This window comes from Caulobacter sp. GW821-FHT09B08 (assembly GCF_059418225.1).
On the sequence record NZ_JBWKPL010000001.1, the window covers coordinates 1,138,526 to 1,157,141 of the forward strand.

15 protein-coding genes are annotated in these 18,616 nt (G+C 70.4%); 7 read left to right on the forward strand and 8 right to left on the reverse strand.

Annotation, left to right across the window (positions count from 1 at the left end):
* Positions 1-49: 49 nt before the first annotated feature.
* A complete protein-coding gene (locus tag AC07OA_RS05365) occupies positions 50-568 on the forward strand; it encodes an FKBP-type peptidyl-prolyl cis-trans isomerase (RefSeq protein ID WP_494662726.1) in 519 nt (172 codons plus the stop codon).
* On the opposite strand, the gene AC07OA_RS05370 is transcribed toward AC07OA_RS05365, so the two are convergent.
* The gene (locus tag AC07OA_RS05370; RefSeq protein ID WP_494662727.1) at positions 565-1,197 is read right to left on the reverse strand and encodes a glutathione S-transferase N-terminal domain-containing protein; all 633 of its coding nucleotides are present in this window, start codon (positions 1,195-1,197) and stop codon (positions 565-567) included. The genes AC07OA_RS05365 and AC07OA_RS05370 overlap by 4 nt on opposite strands.
* Before the next feature lie 109 nt (positions 1,198-1,306).
* Here AC07OA_RS05370 and argE point away from each other — a divergent pair, with 109 nt between their 5' ends.
* A complete protein-coding gene (argE, locus tag AC07OA_RS05375) occupies positions 1,307-2,500 on the forward strand; it encodes an acetylornithine deacetylase (protein ID WP_494662728.1) in 1,194 nt (397 codons plus the stop codon).
* Here the strand turns inward: argE and AC07OA_RS05380 are convergent.
* Positions 2,460-3,464, reverse strand: a complete 1,005-nt coding sequence (locus AC07OA_RS05380; protein WP_494662925.1) for a glycosyltransferase family 2 protein — start codon at positions 3,462-3,464, stop codon at positions 2,460-2,462. The genes argE and AC07OA_RS05380 overlap by 41 nt on opposite strands.
* A gap of 103 nt (positions 3,465-3,567) precedes the next feature.
* Here AC07OA_RS05380 and rfbC point away from each other — a divergent pair, with 103 nt between their 5' ends.
* From rfbC to rfbA, 4 genes are read left to right on the forward strand one after another with little or no spacing between them, the layout of a single operon-like run.
* Positions 3,568-4,164 carry a dTDP-4-dehydrorhamnose 3,5-epimerase gene (gene rfbC / locus AC07OA_RS05385; protein ID WP_494662729.1) on the forward strand — a complete coding sequence of 199 codons (597 nt, stop codon included), beginning with the start codon at positions 3,568-3,570 and terminating at the stop codon, positions 4,162-4,164.
* A gap of 58 nt (positions 4,165-4,222) precedes the next feature.
* Positions 4,223-5,284, forward strand: a complete 1,062-nt coding sequence (gene rfbB / locus AC07OA_RS05390; RefSeq protein WP_494662730.1) for a dTDP-glucose 4,6-dehydratase — start codon at positions 4,223-4,225, stop codon at positions 5,282-5,284.
* Positions 5,285-5,289: 5 nt separating this feature from the next.
* Positions 5,290-6,165, forward strand: a complete 876-nt coding sequence (gene rfbD / locus AC07OA_RS05395) for a dTDP-4-dehydrorhamnose reductase (protein WP_494662731.1) — start codon at positions 5,290-5,292, stop codon at positions 6,163-6,165.
* Complete coding sequence (gene rfbA, locus AC07OA_RS05400; protein ID WP_494662732.1) at positions 6,162-7,028, forward strand: glucose-1-phosphate thymidylyltransferase RfbA; 867 nt, start codon at positions 6,162-6,164, stop codon at positions 7,026-7,028. Before rfbD ends, rfbA begins: the two co-directional genes overlap by 4 nt.
* A 25-nt stretch (positions 7,029-7,053) precedes the next feature.
* On the opposite strand, the gene queG is transcribed toward rfbA, so the two are convergent.
* From queG to AC07OA_RS05425, 5 genes are all read right to left on the reverse strand, one after another.
* Positions 7,054-8,217 carry a tRNA epoxyqueuosine(34) reductase QueG gene (queG, locus tag AC07OA_RS05405; protein ID WP_494662733.1) on the reverse strand — a complete coding sequence of 388 codons (1,164 nt, stop codon included), beginning with the start codon at positions 8,215-8,217 and terminating at the stop codon, positions 7,054-7,056.
* Complete coding sequence (gene fzlA / locus AC07OA_RS05410) at positions 8,198-8,884, reverse strand: FtsZ-binding protein FzlA (RefSeq protein ID WP_494662734.1); 687 nt, start codon at positions 8,882-8,884, stop codon at positions 8,198-8,200. The genes queG and fzlA overlap by 20 nt, the downstream gene beginning before the upstream one ends.
* A 146-nt stretch (positions 8,885-9,030) precedes the next feature.
* Positions 9,031-10,488 (reverse strand): D-glycero-beta-D-manno-heptose-7-phosphate kinase, encoded by a 1,458-nt coding sequence (gene rfaE1 / locus AC07OA_RS05415; RefSeq protein WP_494662735.1) that lies wholly within the window; start codon positions 10,486-10,488, stop codon positions 9,031-9,033.
* Between the two features lie 67 nt (positions 10,489-10,555).
* On the reverse strand, positions 10,556-11,488 hold the full coding sequence (locus tag AC07OA_RS05420) for a cation diffusion facilitator family transporter (RefSeq protein WP_494662736.1): 933 nt from the start codon (positions 11,486-11,488) through the stop codon (positions 10,556-10,558).
* Between the two features lie 118 nt (positions 11,489-11,606).
* Positions 11,607-12,719, reverse strand: coding sequence for a citrate synthase/methylcitrate synthase (locus AC07OA_RS05425; protein WP_494662737.1), 1,113 nt, complete (start codon positions 12,717-12,719; stop codon positions 11,607-11,609).
* Between the two features lie 77 nt (positions 12,720-12,796).
* Between AC07OA_RS05425 and AC07OA_RS05430 the strand changes: the two genes are divergently transcribed.
* Positions 12,797-13,945: a citrate/2-methylcitrate synthase gene (locus AC07OA_RS05430; RefSeq protein ID WP_494662738.1), complete on the forward strand. Its 1,149-nt coding sequence runs from the start codon at positions 12,797-12,799 to the stop codon at positions 13,943-13,945.
* A gap of 138 nt (positions 13,946-14,083) precedes the next feature.
* On the opposite strand, the gene gltB is transcribed toward AC07OA_RS05430, so the two are convergent.
* Positions 14,084-18,607: a glutamate synthase large subunit gene (gene gltB, locus AC07OA_RS05435; protein ID WP_494662739.1), complete on the reverse strand. Its 4,524-nt coding sequence runs from the start codon at positions 18,605-18,607 to the stop codon at positions 14,084-14,086.
* Positions 18,608-18,616: the final 9 nt, after the last annotated feature.

The following is an 18,616-nucleotide window of genomic DNA, read 5'->3' on the forward strand; positions in this document are numbered from 1 at the left end:
GCGCGAAATGGTCTAGCAGGGTCCGGAACGTCGTCTGGAGTTCGCCGCCATGGCCCGCCCCTTCCGCCTCGCCCTCTCCATCGTCGCCCTCGGCGCGGCCCTGGCCCTGTCCGGCTGCGGTCCCAACAAGAAGCAGCAGGAGACCCTGGCGGCGTCCCAGACCTTCCTCGCCGAGAACGGCAAGAAGCCCGGCGTGGTCACCCTGCCCGACGGCCTGCAATACAAGATCGTGCGCTCGGGCCCGGCCAACGGCGTCAAGCCCAACCCCAATGACGAGGTGAAGGTCAACTACGAGGGCAAGCTGCTGGACGGCACGGTGTTCGACAGCTCCTACGCGCGCGGCGTCCCCGCCTCGTTCCCGCTGCAGGGCCTGGTCCCGGCCTGGAAGGAGGCCCTGGTGCGGATGCGGCCGGGCGACGAGTGGACGCTCTATGTGCCGCCGGAGCTGGGCTACGGCGCCCGCGACAACGGCCCGATCCCCGGCAACAGCGTGATGGTGTTCCGCATCGAGCTGCTGGGCGTGCTGCCCGCCAGCGCGCCGGCGCCCAAGGCCGGCGGGGCCACCTAGCCTTCCAGGACGACCATGCCCTTGGCCACAGCGGGCCGCGCGCCCAGGGTCTTGAGCCAGGCGCGGATCGCCGGCAGGCCGGGGCGGTCGGGCTGGATCTTCTCCAGCACCTCCAGCGTCGCCACCGTCCAGGGATAGGCCGCGATGTCGGCGATCGAATAGTCGGCGCCGGCCAGATAGGCGACCTTCTCCAGCCGCCCCTCCATCACCCCCAGAAGCCGGCGCACCTCGTCGGCGAAGCGGTCGATGGCCAGTTCGATGGGCTCGGGCGCGCGCAGGGCGAAATAGCCTAGCTGTCCGGCCATGGGACCCAAGCCCCCGACCTGCCAGAAGGTCCATTCCAGCGCCGCCACCCGCGCCGGGCCCGACGGGGCCAGCAGCCTGCCGGTCTTCTCGGCCAGATAGACTAGGATCGCCCCGCTCTCGAACACCGACTGCGGCCCGCCAGGCGCGCCGTGATCGACGATGGCCGGGATCTTGTTGTTGGGCGAGATCGACAGGAAGTCGGGCGCGAACTGCTGGTTCTGGCCGATGTCGACCGGGTGGACGCGATAGTCCAGCCCCAGCTCCTCCAGGGCGATGGGAACCTTGCGGCCGTTGGGCGTGGTCCAGGTGTAGAGGTCGATCATCGCGCGTCTCCGCTTGTCGTGCAGGCATAGAACGCCAGGCGCGCCCTCATGGCCATGCCCGATGGGCGTCCGGGTAGGCGCGCGCCGAGACGCAGGCTAGGGTCGGGCCATGTCCGTTTCCGAAATCACGTCCTCCGAGGTCCTCGCCAGCCGGGCGATCGACATCCTCTCCACCCTGGTGGCCTTCGACACCACCTCGCGGCTGTCGAACCTGGCCCTGGTCGAATGGGTCGAGGCCTATCTGTCGGACCTGGGCGTGGCCTCGCGGCGGGTGCCCAACCACGACGGGACCAAGAGCAACCTGATGGCCAGCATCGGCCCGGCCGTGCCCGGTGGGGTGGTGCTGTCGGGCCATACCGACGTGGTGCCGGTCGACGGCCAGCCCTGGAGCAGCGACCCCTTCGTCCTGACCCCGCGCGACGGCCGCCTCTACGGGCGCGGGACCTGCGACATGAAGGGGTTCCTGGCCCTGGCCCTGGCCGCCGCGCCGGACCTGGCCAAGGCCCAGCTTTCCCGCCCCGTACACCTGGCCTTCTCCTATGACGAGGAGATCGGCTGCCTGGGCGCGCCGGACATGATCGCGGTGATCGCCAGCGAGCTGCCCCGCCCGGCCCTGGTGGTGGTGGGCGAACCCACCGACATGGTCGCCGTGCGCGGCCACAAGGGCATCGCCAGCTTCCGCGTCACGGTCACCGGCCGCGAGGCCCATTCCAGCCTGACCCACCTGGGCGTCTCGGCCAACATGGTCGCCATCAAGCTGATGAACCATCTGGTGGAGCTGTCCGAACGGCTGGAGCGCGAAGCCGACCCCGCTTCGCCATTCACCCCGAAGGGCGCGACCCTGACCATCGGCCAGGTCAACGGCGGCACGGCGGTCAACATCCTGGCCCGCGAATGCGTGTTCATCTTCGACCTGCGCATGCCCGCCGGCCTGAAGGCCGAGGTCATCCTAGCCGACTTCTTCGCCTTGGCGCGGACGCTGGACGCCCAGATCAAGGCCAAGGCCCCCGAAGGCGGCGTGGTGGTCGAGACCCGCTCGATGACTCCCGCCTTCGCTCCCGAGGAGAACGGCGCGGCCGAGGCCTTCGCCCGCAAGATCGCCGGCGACAACGGCCCGCCGCGCGTCGTGCCCTACGCCGCCGAGGCCGGCCAGTTCCAAGGCGCGGGCTTCTCGACCGTGATCTGCGGCCCAGGCTCCATCGACCAGGCCCACCAGCCCGACGAGTTCGTCGAGATCAGCCAGATGGAACGCGGCGCGGCCTTCATGCGCCGGCTGATCGAGGACCTTTCCACTTCCGGATGACGATCCGCCGGCCGAAGAAGGCCACCGGATCGATGGCCATGGCCCGCAGGATGTCCCACGAGCCGGCCTTGCGGACGGCCTGCAGCTCGCGCCGCGAGGCCAGGATCGGGGCCAGGGCCTCGCGCTTCAGGGCCGCCTTGATCCCCCGCACCACCGGCGGGGCGTCGCCCCGGCGCACGTGCAGCAGGAACAGGCCCGCCGTCACCGCCACGTGCAGCGGCGTGGTCAGCCACAGGAGCAGCGGCGGGGTGTTCTTCAGGAAGACCCAGATGCGGTTGCGGGTGCCGTGGAACACCGAGAAGGCCGAGCCCACCCCGGTGCTGGCCGAGCCCACATGCTCGACCACCGCTTCGGGCAACAGCAGGGTCGCCTCGCCCGCCAGCCGCAAGCGGTAGCCCAGGTCCACGTCCTCGCAGTAGCAGAAGAACCGCTCGTCGAAGCCGCCCAGTCCCAGGAACAGTTCGCGGTCGATCAGGGTGGCCGCCCCGCAGGCCGAAAACACCTCGCCTTCGGGCAGGGTCGCGGGCCGACGACGGCGATAGCCGCCCCGGAACGGGATGCCGGCCGAGGTCATCACGTCGCCCGCCCCGTCCATCAGGCCCGGCTCGTCGGCGCTCATCTGCAGCGAGGTGAAGCAGCGCACGTCCGGATGGCGGGCCGCGCCGGCGGCCAGGGCCTCCAGCCAGTCGGGCTTGGCGTAGGCGTCGGGATTGAGCAGGGCCAGCCACCGCCCTCTGGCCTGCCGCGCCGCCAGGTTGTTGCCGGCCGCGAAGCCCAGATTGGCGCCCGGCTGCAGGAAGCGGATCGCCGGGTCGGCCGCCGCGGCCGCCTGCGGCGCCCCGTCGGTCGAGGCGTTGTCGACCAGCAGGATCTCGAAATCGGTGAAGGTCTGGGCCTTCAGCGCCGCCAGGCACAGCGCCAGGGTGGGGCCGCTCTCGTAGGAGACGATGATCACGCTGAACATCGGCCCACCGCTGATCAACCCGCCATTGGGGGCCGCGTCGCTCTTGCCATTGCCGATGGGGCGAGCCATGCGTGGCGCACTCGTTTCCAAGAAGGTTCGACTCGTGAAAATCACGCCGATGGCGATTCCCGACGTGCTGCTTATCACGCCGACGCGCCATGGCGACGAGCGGGGTTGGTTTTCCGAGACTTTCCGCGCCTCGGCGCTCGACGAGGCCGGCTTCGCGGGCGGGGCCTTCGTGCAGGACAACCATGCCCGGTCCACCCGGCGCGGCCTGCTGCGCGGCCTGCATTTCCAGAAGCCGCCCCACGCTCAGGACAAGCTGGTGCGCTGCATCCAGGGCGCGATCCTGGACGTGGCGGTCGATATCCGCGAGGGCTCGCCGACCTTCGGCCGCTGGGTCGCCGCCGAGCTGTCGGGCGACAACGGCCGGCAGATGCTGGTCCCCAAGGGCTTCGCCCACGGCTACTGCACGCTCAGCCAGGACTGCGAGGTGATCTACAAGGTCACCGCCTACTACGCCCCCCAGGCCGAGGGCGCCCTGCGCTGGAACGATCCGGCCCTGGCCATCGACTGGATCGTGCCGGCCGGCGAGATCACCACCAACGCCCGCGACGCCGCCGCCCCGCTGCTGGCCGAGCTGGACACCCCGTTCCCGGCCCAGGCGCCCGCACGGCTTTCGAAGCCCGACGGCAGGTGATATTCCGCAAGGGTTGCGGACGCGAACCCAAGCGTCGGCGGCCTGGAAGGGACAGGGCGTGAAGATACTGGTCACCGGCGGCGCGGGCTTCATCGGCTCGGCGGTCTGCCGCCTTCTGCTCGGCGAGACCGGCGACCAGGTCGTCAATGTCGACAAGCTCACCTATGCCGGCGACCTGACCTCGCTGGCCGAGGTCTCCGGCTCGCCCGACTACGCCTTCGTCCGCGCCGACGTCGCCGACCGGGCCGCGATCCAGGCGGTGTTCGACACCCACCGGCCCGACGCGGTGCTGCACCTGGCCGCCGAATCCCACGTCGACCGCTCGATCACCGGGGCCGGACCGTTCATCCAGACCAACATCGTCGGCGCCTACACCATGCTGGACTGCGCCCTGGACTATTGGCGCGGGCTGGAAGGCCCGGCCAAGGACGCCTTCCGCTTCGTCCACGTCTCCACCGACGAGGTCTATGGCAGCCTGGGCGCCGAGGGCCTGTTCGAAGAGACTACCGCCTACGCCCCGACCTCGCCCTATTCGGCGTCCAAGGCGGCGGCCGACCACCTGGCCCTGGCCTGGTTCCACACCTATGGCCTGCCGGTGATCGTCTCCAACTGCTCCAACAACTACGGCCCCTATCACTTCCCCGAGAAGCTGATCCCGCTGATGATCCTCAACGGCCTGGATCGCCGCCCCCTGCCCGTCTACGGCGACGGGGCCAATATCCGCGACTGGCTGTATGTCGAGGACCACGCCCGCGCCCTGCGCACGATCCTGGAAACGGGCCGTCCGGGCGAGAAGTACAATGTGGGCGGCCGCAACGAGCGCACCAATCTGCAGGTGGTGCGGACCATCTGCGACCTGCTGGACGAGCTGGCGCCCAGTCCCCAAGGCTCGCACCACGACCTGATCACGTTCGTCGCCGACCGCCCGGGCCACGACCAGCGCTACGCCATCGACGCCGGCAAGATCGAGGCCGAGCTGGGCTGGCGGGCGCGCGAGACCTTCGAGACCGGCATCCGCAAGACCGTCGAATGGTACCTGGCCCGCCGCGACTGGTGGACGCCGCTGCGCGCGGCCTATGACGGCCGGCGCCTGGGCCTGCTGGACGCCAAGGCCGGCTGAGCTTGATGACCCCTCCCATTCTCGTCTTCGGCCGCGGCGGCCAGGTGGCGCGCGAACTGGCCGGCGTGGCCGGCGATCGCGCGATGGTCTTCGCCGGCCGCGAGACCCTGGACCTGACCGATCCCGCCGGCGTTGACGCCCTGATCGCCCGGGTCGCGCCCCGGGCGGTGATCAACGCCGCCGCCTACACCGCCGTGGACCGGGCCGAACGCGAGGCGCAGGCCGCCTATGCGCTGAACCGCGACGCCCCGGCCGCCATGGCCCGGGCCTGCGCCGAGCGTGGCCTGCCGCTGATCCACTTCTCCACCGACTATGTGTTCGACGGCACGCTGGACCGGCCCTATGTCGAGACCGACCCCACCGGCCCGACCAGCGTCTACGGCGCCAGCAAGCTGGCCGGCGAAGAGGCCGTGGCGTCGGCGGGCGGCCCGGCCATCATCCTGCGCACGGCCTGGGTCTACAGCGCCCACGGGACCAACTTCATCAAGACCATGCTGCGCCTGGCCGCCGACCGCGACGAGGTCAGCGTGGTGGCCGACCAGATCGGCCGCCCCACCTGGGCCCGCGACGCCGCGCTTGCCGCCCTGGCGGCGCTAGAGGGGCTGGAGCGCGATCCCGCCCTGGCCGGGCTCTACCATTTCAGCGGCCCCGACGACGCCAGCTGGGCCGACCTCGCCGCCGAGACCTTCGCCCTGTCGGCCCGGCGCGGCGGCCCCACCGCGACGGTCCGCCCGATCACCAGCGACGAATATCCCACCCCCGCCCGGCGTCCCGCCAATTCGCGGCTGGATCGCGGCAAGATCGACGCCGCCCTGAACCTCCCCCGCCGCCCCTGGCGCGAGAGTCTGGCGGACTGCGTCAACGAGATGGAGCTTCCATGAAAGGTATCGTTCTGGCCGGCGGGTCCGGCACGCGCCTCCATCCCCTGACCCTGGCCGTCTGCAAGCAGCTCTTGCCGATCTACGACAAGCCGATGGTCTATTATCCGATCAGCACCCTGATGCTGGCCGGCATCCGCGACATCCTGATCATCTCGACCCCCAAGGACATCCCGCTGTTCAAGGACCTGCTGGGCGACGGCTCGGCCTGGGGCGTGCGGTTCGAGTACGCGGTGCAGGACACCCCCCGCGGCCTGGCTGACGCCTTCATCGTGGGCGAGAGCTTCGTCGGTGACGACAAATGCGCCCTGGTGCTGGGCGACAACCTCTATTTCGGCCACGGCCTCTCCGACGCCCTGGTCCAGGCCGCCGCCTCCGACGCCGGGGCGACGGTCTTCGCCTATCATGTCACCGATCCGGAACGGTACGGCGTGGTCGATTTCGACGCCGACGGCCGCGCCGTGGCCCTGGAGGAAAAGCCCAAGGCTCCGCGCTCGAACTGGGCGGTGACCGGCCTCTATTTCTACGACCGCCAGGTGGTTGAGATGGCCAAGAGCCTCAAGCCCTCCGCGCGCGGCGAGCTGGAGATCACCGACATCAACCGGCTTTATCTCGAGCAAGGCCGGCTGTCGGTGGCCAAGCTGGGGCGCGGCTATGCCTGGCTCGACACCGGCACCCACGACAGCCTGGTCGAAGCCACCGAATTCATCCGCGCCATCGAAAAGCGCCAGGGCCAGAAGGTGGGCTGCCCCGAGGAGATCGCCTTCGGCCAGGGCTGGATCACCGCCGACGAGGTGGCGGCGCTGGGCGAGGCCATGGGGAAGACGGAGTATGGGCAGTATTTGAAGCGGCTGGCGCGCGGGTGACGCCCTCACCTTCTGCATTTCGCACTTATTTTTCAGCCGTCATCCCGGGCCTTGGGGATGCTGCGGCCCACTCCGCCCGCACCGTCTCATCCTCCTCGACCACCGTTTCCGCCAACCGCGCGAACGCCTCCGTGTTCAGCAGCCTTCCCGCCGCCCACACCGCCGCGCCGCGCACCGTCGGCGACGCATCGGCCAGCAGCGGCTCGACCACCGCCATCATCCCTACGTCCCCGCTGTTGCCGAGGGCGTAGAGCACGTTGCGCACGAAGCGGTCGCGACCGATGCGCTTGACCGGGCTCTTGCTGAACAGCGCCCGGAACGCCGGATCGTCCAGCCCCGCCAGCTCGGCCAGCGACGGCCCCTTCAGCGTCTCGCGGGCGTGGAAGGCCATTTCGCCCGACAGGCTGGCGAACTTGTTCCACGGGCACGCGGCCAGGCAGTCGTCGCAGCCGTAGATGCGGTTGCCCAGGGCGGGCCGGAACTCCGCCGGGATCGGGCCTGACAGCTCGATGGTCAGGTACGAGATGCACCGCCGCGCATCCAGGCGATGCGGTTCGGGGAAGGCCCCCGTCGGACAGATGTCCAGGCACGCCCGGCACGAGCCGCAGTGGTCGCGCTCGGGCGGATCGGCGGGCAGGTCCAGGGTGGTCAGCACGCTGCCCAGGAACAGCCACGAGCCGAACTGGCGCGAGACGAGGTTGGTGTGCTTGCCCTGCCAGCCCAAGCCCGCACGCTGGGCCAGGGGCTTTTCCATCAGGGGCGCGGTGTCGACGAACACCTTCACCTCGCCGCCGAACCGGCCGTGCATCCAGCGGGCCAGGGTCTTGAGCCGCTTCTTGATCACCTCGTGATAGTCGTCGCCCTGGGCATAGACGCTGATCGCCGCGCGCGACGGGTCTTCCAGGGCCAGCAGCGGATCGGTGTCGGGGCCGTAGTTGACGCCCAGCACCACCGCGCTCGTCGCATCCTGCCACATGGCGGTGGGGTGAGAGCGCCGGTCCAGCGTCTCCTCCATCCAGCCCATGGCCCCGTGGAAGCCCTCGGCCACGAACTGCCGCAGCCAGCCGCCGTTGGGCCAGGCGTCCGAGGCGCTCGCGAAACCGCACGTGTCGAAGCCCAGCCGCAGGGCCTCGGCGCGGATTTCGTCTCTCAGCGCTTGGTTCGGATGGCTAGAAGTCGAGATCGTCATAGTGCGCGACCGGCGCCAGGCCCGGCCAGCGATCGGCCAGGATGGGTCGGAAGGCGGGCCTGGACTTCAGCTTCATGTACCAGGTCCTGGTCGTCGGGAAGTCCTTCCACGGCACGTCGCCGAAATAGTCGATCACCGACAGGTGGGCGGCGGCGGCGAAGTCGGCCAGGCTCATGCGGCGGCCGGCCAGCCAGTCGCGCTGGTTCAGCAGGCCCTCGATATAGTCCAGGTGCTGGCGCAGGGCGTCGCGGCCCCGGCGCAGCGACGACAGGTCCGGCGCGCCCAGGCGAAGCAGGCGCTTCTCCATCTTCTCGTGCAGCAGGAAGCCGTTGACCTCGTTGTCGAACTTGCGGTCGAACCATTGCAAGAGGCGGCGCGCCTCGGCCCGCTCGCCCGGCTCGCGGCCCAGCAGGGCCGGTTCCGGCTCCTGTTCCTCGATGTGCTCGAGGATGGCGCGGGTCTCGGCCACCACCGTGGTGCGCTGGTGCTTGGTCTCCACCAGCACCGGCGGCACGCCCGAGGGGTTCAGCTTGAGGAACTCGGTCGGCCCTTCCCAATAGCGCACCTGCACCTCGACGAACGGCAGGCGCTTCTCGCCCAGGGCGAGACGCACCTGGCGCGAGGCCGGGTCCAGGGGGAAATGGTGAAGGGTACGTTCGACGCTCATGCCCACGCGCATTCAGGCTGCATCGTTCGATCGATGCGCCGTTTTGTTTAACAAGAACTTGCTGAACGCGGGTCATCGACCCCTTTCACGGCCGAATTAAGGGAATTCGTAAGATTTCCCAGGTCCGGCTCGGGCTGGCGACCGGCTCAAGCCTTGGCGTTCATCCGGCCGATCAGGTTGGTCGTGCTCTGGCCGGCCTTCAGTTCGGCCAGGACCACCTTGCCGCCATAGCCCAGCACCACGTCCGAGCCGACCACGGTCTCCACCGTGTAGTCGGCGCCCTTGACCAGCACGTCGGGGCGGAAGGCCTTGATCAGGTTCAGGGGGGTCTGCTCGTCGAACAGCACCACCAGATCGACCGCCGACAGCGAGGCCAGCACGGTGGCGCGGGCCTGCTCCTTCTGCACCGGCCGGGTCGGGCCCTTCAGGCGCGAGACCGAGGCGTCGGTGTTGAGGCCCACGATCAGCCGGTCGCAGGCGGCCTTGGCCTGGGCCAGAAGCGAGACGTGGCCGGGGTGCAGCAGGTCGAAGCAGCCGTTGGTGAAGCCCACCTTCAGGCCCCGCGCGCGCCAGCCGGCCACCACCGCCAGGGCGCCGTCCAGGTCGGCGATCTTGTCGGCCACCGGATCGCCGTGCTCGCCGTGGGCCAGGCCGACCAGCTCGTCGGCGGTGACCACGTCGGTGCCCAGCTTGGCCACCACCAGGCCGGCGGCGAGATTGGCCAGGCGCGCCGCGTCCAGCGGACGCGCACCCTTAGCCAAAGAGAGCGCCAGGGTCGCGGCCACGGTGTCGCCGGCGCCGGAGACGTCGAACACCTCCAGGGCCGTCGCGGGAAGATGCACCGGCGCCTCGCCGCGCACGGCCAGGGTCATGCCGGCCCCGCCCCGGGTGATCAGGGCGGCCGACAGGTTGGGCGCGGTCGTCAGGATGGCGTCGGCGGCCTCGGCGGCGGCTTCGTCGCCCGCCCCGGTCACACCCGTGGCCTCGGCGGCCTCGCGGCGGTTGGGCTTGATCAGGGTCGCGCCGTCATAGCGCGAGAAATCGCGGCTCTTGGGATCGACGATCACCGGCTTGCCGGCGGCGTTGGCCGCGGCGATGGCGGCCTTCAGCACGGCGGGGCTCAGAACGCCCTTGGCGTAGTCGGACAGCACCACCACGTCGACCTCGCGCAGGTGGGCCTCGAACGCTTTCAAGAGCGCGCGGCCGTCGGCCTCGCCCCGGTCCTCGCGGTCGGCGCGCAGCATCTGGTGCGAGCCGGAGATGTAGCGGGTCTTCTCGGTGGTGCGGCGCTTGGGGTCGACGATCAGGGCGGAGTCGAGGCTCGGCTCGCGGTCGATCATCGCCAGCAGGGCGCGGCCGGCGTCGTCGTCGCCGATCACCCCCACCAGCACGGCCCGGCCGCCCAGCGCGGCGACGTTGCGGGCCACGTTGCCGGCCCCGCCCAGCATCGCCGTCTCGCGCTCGATGGCGATCACCGGCACCGGCGCCTCGGGCGAGATGCGGTCGACCGCGCCGTAGACGAAGCGGTCCAGCATCACGTCGCCCAGCACCAGCACGGTGGCGCCCGAAAAGGCTCGCGGCAGCTTGGCCAGGGTGTCGTCCATCAGATGGGTCGCTCTAACACGTCGGAAGAAGCGCCATTTGGCCCCGCGAGCGCGGATCGGCAAGCCTTCAGAGCGGTTCCACTTCGCTGAAGGCCCCCGCATGGGGCTCGGCCACGCCGCGCGGGTCGGGGTGCAGCAGGATGTCGGCGGTCGGGAAGGCCTCCAGCACCCGGCCCTCGGCCTCGACCATCAGGGTGTGGGCGAGAGCCAGGGGCGTGTCGGCGTCGAAGTCCATGTGGGCCTGGACGTGGATGTTGGGACCGGAAGCCCGGGTGCGCAGCTGGTGCACGCCCATCACCCGGGGATCGGCGGTCAGCTGGGCCACGATGCGGGCGCGGTCCTCGTCGGGCAGCTCGCGGTCCATCAGCTGGTGCGACGCCTCGCGGAACACCCCAACCGCGCCCCAGACCAGCCAAGCGGCGATCAAGAGGCCCGCCGCGCCATCCACCCAGGTCAGGCCCAGGAACCCGGCGGCGGCGATGCCCAGCAGGCTGACGGTATTGGCGGCGAGATCCGCCGCGTAGTGGGCCTTGTCGCCCGACACCGCCACCGAGCGGGTGCGGCGGGTGACCTCGGCCTGGGCGCGGATCAGGGCCAGGGTCAGCAGGATCGAGACGATCATCACGGCCACGCCCAAGCCCTCGGCGGCGATGGGCCTCGGATGCAGCAGGCTCTTGATCGCCTCCTGGCCGATCAGGGCGCCGGAAGCGAAGACCAGGCCGCCTTGGACCAGGCTGGAAAAGGCCTCTGCCTTGCCGTGGCCGAAGCGGTGCTCGGCGTCGGGCGGGGCGGCGGCGTAGCGCACGGCGAAGAAGGTCACCAGCGAGGCGACCAGGTCCAGGCCGCTGTCGGCCAGCGAGGCCAGCATGGCCACCGATCCGCCGGCGACCCAGGCCACGCCCTTGATCGCGATCAGGATCGCGGCCGTGGCCACCGACAAGGTCGTCACCCGGCGGGTGAGCTTCTGGGATTCGGCGGCGGTGAGCGCGGGGGCGGACATGCGGACTGTTTAGCAACAGCCCGGCCACGACCCCAGCGAGAACGACTCGCGCTTCTCGGGCGAAGACGGCGCACGGTGTGGGGACACACGCATGCGTGTGTCCCCGGCCGCATTTCCCTCAGGCCGCCGCCTTCGTCCTCGGCCCCACATAGACCGACTGCGGGCGCACCAGCTTGCCGGTGGCCAGCTGTTCGCGGGCATGTGCGATCCAGCCGGCGGTGCGGCCCATGGCGAAGACGCAGGTGAAGCTGGCCGGCGGCAGGCCCAGGGCCTCCAGCAGGACGGCGGTGTAGAACTCGACGTTCGTATCCAGCGGCCGGTCGGGCTTGTGGTCGCGCAGGATGCGCAGGGCGGCCTGCTCGACGCCCTCGGCGAAGGCCAGGCGGCCGGGGACGCTCGTGGAGGTCTGGGCCAGCTGGCGGATCGCCGCCTTCAGGGCGTCGGCGCGGGGGTCGCGGACCCGGTAGATGCGATGGCCGAAGCCCATCAGCCGGTCGCCCCGCGCCAGCGCCTGGAGGATCCAGGTCTCGGCCTGATCAGACGTTCCGATCTGATCCAGCATTTCGATCACCGGTCCGGGCGCGCCGCCGTGCAGCGGACCTTTCAGGGCCGAGATCCCGCCCAGCACCGCGCTGGTCAGGCCCGCCCGCGTCGAGGCGATCACCCGGGCGGCGAAGGTCGAGGCGTTCAGGCCATGGTCGCAGACCGTGACCAGATAGGCGTCCAAGGCCCGGGCCTCCCCGTCCGTGGCCGGAACGCCGCGCGTCATGCGCAGGATGTCGGCGGCGTGCGACAGGGCCGCGTCGGGGGCCAGCGGCGACTGGCCGGCGGCGACCCGCAGCACGGCGGGGGTGAAGACGGCCGGGGCGGCGATCAGGGTCAGGGCCACGTCCAGTCCGTCGCCGTCGGGCAGGCGGGCCATCAGGGCGCGGACGGCCTCGACCGGGTCGCGCCGGGCCAAGCCCTCGTCCAGGGCGGCCACCTCGGCGAAGGCGCGAACCCGCGCGGCGCCCAGGGCCGGGGCGAGGTCGGACGGCATGGCGTCGAAGAAGCCGTCCAGCAGCAGGTGGGCGACGTCCTCGAACCCGGCGCGATGGGCCAGGTCCTCGACGGCGTAGCCCCGGATGGTCAGGCGGCCGGCCTGGCCGTCGACGTCGGACAGCACGGTGTGGGCGGCGACGACGCCTTCCAGCCCGGCGGCGGAGGCGGTGGTGGAAAGACCCTGGGACATGGATGAGGTCTCCTTTCGCCGGGCAATCCACGCCTCGGAAGCTTGATCGTCAATCTTGATCAATGTAATCAATATAAATGGCCGAATGGATCGACGCGGAACAGGCGATGGCCGCCCTGGGGGTGCGGGCTCAGACGCTGTACGCCTATGTCAGCCGGGGACGGGTGGGCGCCGCGCCCCATCCGGACGATCCGCGCCGCAGCCTTTATCGCGCTTCCGACGTCGCGGCCCTGGCGGCCAAGAAGGCCCGGGGCCGCCGCGCCGCCGACGTGGCGGCCGAGGCCATCGCCTGGGGCGAGCCGGTGCTGCCCTCGGCGATCACCACGGTGGAGGGCGGCCGGCTCTGGTATCGCGGCCAGGACGCTGTGGACCTGGCGCGCATGCACAGCCTGGAGCAGGTGGCGCGGCTGCTGCGCGGCGGCCATGGCGCGCCCCTGACCGGTCCCGAGCCCAAGAAGCCCAAGAAGGGCGACACGCCGCGCGCGCGTCTGTTCTCGACCCTGGCGGCGCGGGCCGGGCTCGACCCGCCCGCCCGGGGCCGCGCGCCCCTGGCTCTGGCCATGGAGGCCGCGGGCCTCTTGGAAGCCGCCGCCGACGCCGTGGCGGGCTCCATCGGCGACGGGCCGATCCACCAGCGCCTGGCCGACGCCTGGAAGCTGGACGCCCAGGGCGGCGACCTCGTCCGCCGCACCCTGGTGCTGCTGGCCGACCACGAGCTGAACGCCTCGACCTTCGCGGTGCGGGTGGCGGCCTCGACCGGCGCCTCGCTGGCGGCGGCGTCCCTGGCCGGCCTCTCGGCGCTGTCGGGGCCGCTGCACGGCGGCATGGCCGCGCGGGTGGAGATGTTCGTCGACGAGGCCGACCGGCGCGGACCGGCGCGGGCCGTGGCCGAGCGCCTGGCGCAGGGGGCAGCCATGCCGGGCTTCGGCCACCCGCTCTATCCGGACGGCGACCCGCGCGCGGCGGCCCTGCTGGACGCCTTCAAGGTCCCGCCCCTGCTGGCCCAGCTGCGGGCCGAGACGGAAGGCTCCACGGGCCTGGCGCCCAATATCGACTTCGCCCTCGTGGCCCTGGCGAGGACCCTGGCCCTGCCCGCCGACGCGCCGTTCAGCCTGTTCGCCGTGGGGCGGATGGCGGGGTGGCATGCGCATGCGATCGAGCAGTTGCAGTCAGGCAAGCTGATCCGGCCGCGGGCGCGGTATGTGGGGACGAGGCCCACAACCTAGCCGACGACCACTTGCCTCCTTCGGGCCTGCGGCCCTCCTTCCCCCATAGGGGGAAGAGGATTCGCGTTCTCGTCCTCCGCCCCCTACGGGGGCGGACAGACGGCGAAGCCGTCAGGTGGGGGCAAGTGAGTGAGCCGCCTACGCCCGCTCGTGAACCGCCTCTTCCGCCGCCAGCGGCTGCGGCAACCGCGTGACCATTTCCTTCGGACAGACCTGCCAGAACAGGCCGCGCACGCGGTCCCAATCACGCAGCAGGCTTTCGGCGAAGGCCGAGCCGGTTTCGCGGGCGTGCTCGTCGAGCAGCGAGCGCAGCACGCCTTCCCAATAGGGCGAGGCCAGGCGCTGGACCAGGATGCTCTCCGGATTGACCAGGTTCTCGAACCGGCCGTGCTGGTCGAGGACGAAGGCCATGCCGCCGGTCATGCCGGCCCCGAAGTTGCCGCCCGTCGGACCCAGGATCACCACCTGGCCGCCGGTCATGTATTCGCAGCCGTTGGCGCCGCAGCCCTCGACCACCGCCGTGGCGCCCGAGTTGCGGACCGCGAAGCGCTCGCCCGCCTGGCCCGCCGCGAACAGCCGGCCCGAGGTGGCGCCGAAGAGGACCGTGTTGCCCAGCAGGGTGTTGGTCTCGGGCGCCGACAGGCCGCGCGCCGGCTTGATCACGATCGTCGCGCCCGACAGACCCTTGCCGACATAGTCGTTGGCCTCGCCGGTCAGTTCGATGCGCAGGCCCTGGACCGCGAAGGCCCCCAGGCTCTGGCCGGCCGAGCCCTTGAGCTGGACGGTCAGGTGGCCGGCGGGCAGGCCCTTCATGCCGAACTTGCGCACGATGTGGCTGGAGGTGCGCGAGCCGATCGAGCGGGCCGTGCTGCGGACCGTATAGGTCAGCTGCATCTTCTCACCGCGCTCCAAGAGGGGGGCGGCGTCGCGGACGATCTGGGCGTCGAGCGTGTCCGGAACGGCGTTGCGGCCAACCACGGTGTTGTAGGGCTTGTTCTGGCCGGGATCGGCGCGAACCAGCAGCGGGTTGAGGTCGAGGTCGTCCAGGTGCTCGCCGCCGCGCGACACCTGCGCCAGCAGGTCGGTGCGGCCGACGATTTCCTGCAGGCTCTTGAAGCCGAGGCCCGCCAGGATCTCGCGCACTTCCTCGGCGATGAAGCTGAAGAGGTTGATGACCTTGTCCGGCGTGCCGGTGAACTTGGCGCGCAGGGCCTCGTCCTGGGTGCAGACGCCCACGGGGCAGGTGTTGGAGTGGCACTGGCGCACCATGATGCAGCCCATGGCCACCAGCGAGGCGGTGCCGATGCCGAACTCCTCGGCGCCCAGCATGGCGGCGATGACGATGTCGCGGCCCGTGCGCATGCCGCCGTCGGCCCGCAGGACCACGGAGTGGCGCAGGTTGTTGAGCGTCAGCACCTGGTTGGCTTCCGACAGGCCCATCTCCCACGGACCGCCGGCATATTTCACCGAGGTCTGGGGCGAGGCGCCCGTGCCGCCGACGCCGCCGGCGACCAGGATCACGTCGGCCTTGGCCTTGGCCACGCCCGCCGCGATGGCCCCGATGCCCGTGGCCGCGACCAGCTTGACCGTCACCCGGGCGACCGGGTTGATCTGCTTGAGGTCATAGATCAGCTGGGCCAGGTCCTCGATCGAATAGATGTCGTGGTGCGGCGGCGGGCTGATCAGCATCACGCCGGGGGTGGCGTGACGCAGGCGCGCGATCATCTCGGTGACCTTGAAGCCGGGCAGCTGGCCGCCCTCGCCGGGCTTGGCGCCCTGGGCGACCTTGATCTCCAGCTCCACGCACTGGTTCAGATATTCGGCCGTGACGCCGAACCGGCCCGAGGCCACCTGCTTGATGGCGCTGTTGGGGTTGTCGCCGTTGGGCAGCGGCTTGTAGCGGGCGCTGTCCTCGCCGCCCTCGCCCGAGACCGACTTGGCCCCGATGCGGTTCATGGCGATGTTCAGCGCGCCGTGGGCTTCAGGGCCCAGCGCCCCCAGGCTCATGCCCGGCGTGACGAAGCGCTTGCGGATCTCGTTGACGCTCTCGACGTCGTCGGTGGAGATCGGGTTGCGATCCGAACGCCAGTCCAGGAGGTCGCGCAGCTGGATCGGCTTTTGCGTGCGCAGGCCGTTGGACCAGCGGCGATAGAGCTCGAAGTCGCCGGTGTCGCAGGCGCTCTGCAGGGTGTGGATCAGGCGCGCCTCGAAAGCGTGGGCCTCGCCGGACCGGCGCAACTTATACAAGCCGCCGACTGGCAGGGTCACCGCCGACTCGCCCCAGGCCTTGCGGTGCAGCTCGACCGCCTTGGACTCCAGGCCCGCCAGGCCGATGCCCGAGATGCGCGAGGGCATGCCGGGGAAGAACTCGGCGGCGAGCGCCCGCGACAGGCCGACGGCTTCGAAGTTGTAGCCGCCGCGGTACGAGGAGATGACGCTGATGCCCATCTTGGAGATGATCTTCAGCAGGCCGCCCTCGATGGCCGTCTTGAAGTTGATGCAGACGTCGCGCAGCGACTTGTCGCCGATCAGGCCGCGCTCCAGGCGATCCTGGAAACTTTCCTGGGCCAGATAGGCGTTGACCGCCGTGGCGCCCACCCCGACCAACACCGCGAAATAGTGGGTGTCCAGGCACTCGGCCGAGCGGACGATGATGGAGACGTACGACCGCAGGCCCTTGCCCACCAGGTGGGCGTGGACGCCGCCGGTGGCCAAGATCATCGGCAGGGCCACCCGGCCCTCGCCCGAGCCCTCGTCGGTCAGGACGATGGCGCCGCAGCCGCGCAGGACGGCGTCCTCGGCTTCAGCCCGGATGCGGTCGAGATTGGCGCGCAGGGCGTCGCCCGGACGAGCTTCCGGAGCCGGCAGCGGCATGGTGCAGTCGATGACCACCACGCTCTTCTCGCCCAGCAGGCCGTGGATGCGTTCGTACATGCCGGTGGTCAGCACCGGGCTTTCCAGCACGTAGACGTCGGCTTGCGCGGCGTCTTGCGCCAGGATGTTGCCCAGGTTCTTGAACCGGGTCTTCAGGCTCATCACGCCGGTTTCCCGCAGGGGGTCGATCGGCGGGTTGGTCACCTGGCTGAAGTTCTGGCGGAAGAAGTGGCTGAGCGGCCGGTACTTTTCCGACAGCACGGCCAGGGGCGCGTCGTCGCCCATCGAGCCGACGGCTTCCTTGCCGTCCTCGACCATGGGCGCCAGGACCATTTCCAGGTCTTCCAGGCTGAAGCCGGCGGCGGCCTGGCGGCGGGTCAGCTCCTCGCGGCCGTACTTGCGCGGCTCGGGGCCGGGACCGATCTCCTTTTCGAGATCGACCATGTTGCCCAGCCAGTCGGTATAGGGGTGGCGCTCGGCCAGCTCGTCGATGATGTCGTCTTCGCCGTAGAGCTTGCCGCCCACCAGGTCGATGGCGATCATCCGGCCCGGCGAGATCGCCAGCTTGCGGGTGATGCGGCTTTCCTCGACGCCGCACATGCCGGCCTCCGAGCCCATGATCACCAGGCCGTCGTCGGTATAGGCCACGCGCAGCGGACGCAGGCCCGAGCGGTCCTTGCCGGCCACGACCCAGCGGCCGTCGGTGGCGCACAGGGCGGCCGGGCCGTCCCACGGCTCCATCACCGCGTTGCAGTAGCTGTAGAGGGCCTTGTGCGAGGCCTTCATGTGGTCGTTGGAGGCTTCCGGCACCAGCAGGGCCTTGGCCATGGGCGCGTCGCGACCGGCGCGGACCAGCACCTCGAAGGTGTTGTCCAGGTTGGCCGAATCCGAACCGCCCGGCTGGATCACCGGCTTCACATCGTCCCCGAACTCGCCGAAGGCGTCGGCCGCCATCTTGATTTCGTGGGACTTCATCCAGTTGATGTTGCCCTTGATGGTGTTGATCTCACCATTGTGGGCCAGCATCCGGAACGGCTGGGCCAGGCGCCATTGCGGGAAGGTGTTGGTCGAATAGCGCTGGTGGAAGATCGCCACGGCCGCGGCGAAGCGCTCGTCCTTCAGGTCCGGATAGAACTCGTCGATATGCTCGGCCAGGAACATGCCCTTGTAGATCAAGGACTTGGCCGAGAACGAGCAGATGTAGAAGTCAGAGATGTTCTGGCCGTGGACGCGCTTTTCGATGCGCTTGCGGCACAGGAACAGGGCCCGCTCCAGGGCCTCGCCTTCCAGGCCGGCCGGGGCGGCCAGCATGATCTGCTCGATTTCCGGACGGGTGGCGTTGGCCTTCTCGCCGATCACGGCGGTGTTCACCGGCACCTGGCGCCAGCCGTAAATGTAGAAGCCGAAGCGCAGGGCTTCCGCTTCCACGATCGTGCGGCAGGCCTCCTGGGCGCCCAGATCCGTGCGCGGCAGGAAGATCTGGCCCACGGCGATGGGACCCTGGCGCAGGGCGTGGCCAGTGCGCCGCACCTGGTCGATGAAGAAGTCCTGCGGAACGCTGACCAGCACGCCGGCGCCGTCGCCGGTCTTGCCGTCGGCGTCGACCGCACCCCGGTGCCACAGGGCCTTCAGGGCCTTGATCGCCAGCTCGACGACTTCGCGGCGCGGCTGGCCGTCGATGGCGCAGACCAGGCCCACGCCGCACGCGTCGCGCTCGGTGGAGGGATCATAGGCGTGGCCGTCGATCAGGGCCTGGCGGTTCTTCAGATAGAGGTCCATCTCGTTCATGGTCTCAGG

Coding starts and splice junctions, on each gene's coding strand:
- AC07OA_RS05420 (WP_494662736.1), bottom strand. CDS start 11,488: ATGTCCGCCCCCGCGCTCACCGCCGCCGAATCCCAGAAGCTCACCCGC.
- AC07OA_RS05425 (WP_494662737.1), bottom strand. CDS start 12,719: ATGTCCCAGGGTCTTTCCACCACCGCCTCCGCCGCCGGGCTGGAAGGC.
- argE (WP_494662728.1), top strand. CDS start 1,307: ATGTCCGTTTCCGAAATCACGTCCTCCGAGGTCCTCGCCAGCCGGGCG.
- AC07OA_RS05365 (WP_494662726.1), top strand. CDS start 50: ATGGCCCGCCCCTTCCGCCTCGCCCTCTCCATCGTCGCCCTCGGCGCG.
- queG (WP_494662733.1), bottom strand. CDS start 8,217: ATGACGATCTCGACTTCTAGCCATCCGAACCAAGCGCTGAGAGACGAA.
- fzlA (WP_494662734.1), bottom strand. CDS start 8,884: ATGAGCGTCGAACGTACCCTTCACCATTTCCCCCTGGACCCGGCCTCG.
- rfaE1 (WP_494662735.1), bottom strand. CDS start 10,488: ATGGACGACACCCTGGCCAAGCTGCCGCGAGCCTTTTCGGGCGCCACC.
- AC07OA_RS05370 (WP_494662727.1), bottom strand. CDS start 1,197: ATGATCGACCTCTACACCTGGACCACGCCCAACGGCCGCAAGGTTCCC.
- AC07OA_RS05380 (WP_494662925.1), bottom strand. CDS start 3,464: ATGTTCAGCGTGATCATCGTCTCCTACGAGAGCGGCCCCACCCTGGCG.
- gltB (WP_494662739.1), bottom strand. CDS start 18,607: ATGAACGAGATGGACCTCTATCTGAAGAACCGCCAGGCCCTGATCGAC.
- AC07OA_RS05430 (WP_494662738.1), top strand. CDS start 12,797: ATGGCCGAATGGATCGACGCGGAACAGGCGATGGCCGCCCTGGGGGTG.
- rfbA (WP_494662732.1), top strand. CDS start 6,162: ATGAAAGGTATCGTTCTGGCCGGCGGGTCCGGCACGCGCCTCCATCCC.
- rfbD (WP_494662731.1), top strand. CDS start 5,290: ATGACCCCTCCCATTCTCGTCTTCGGCCGCGGCGGCCAGGTGGCGCGC.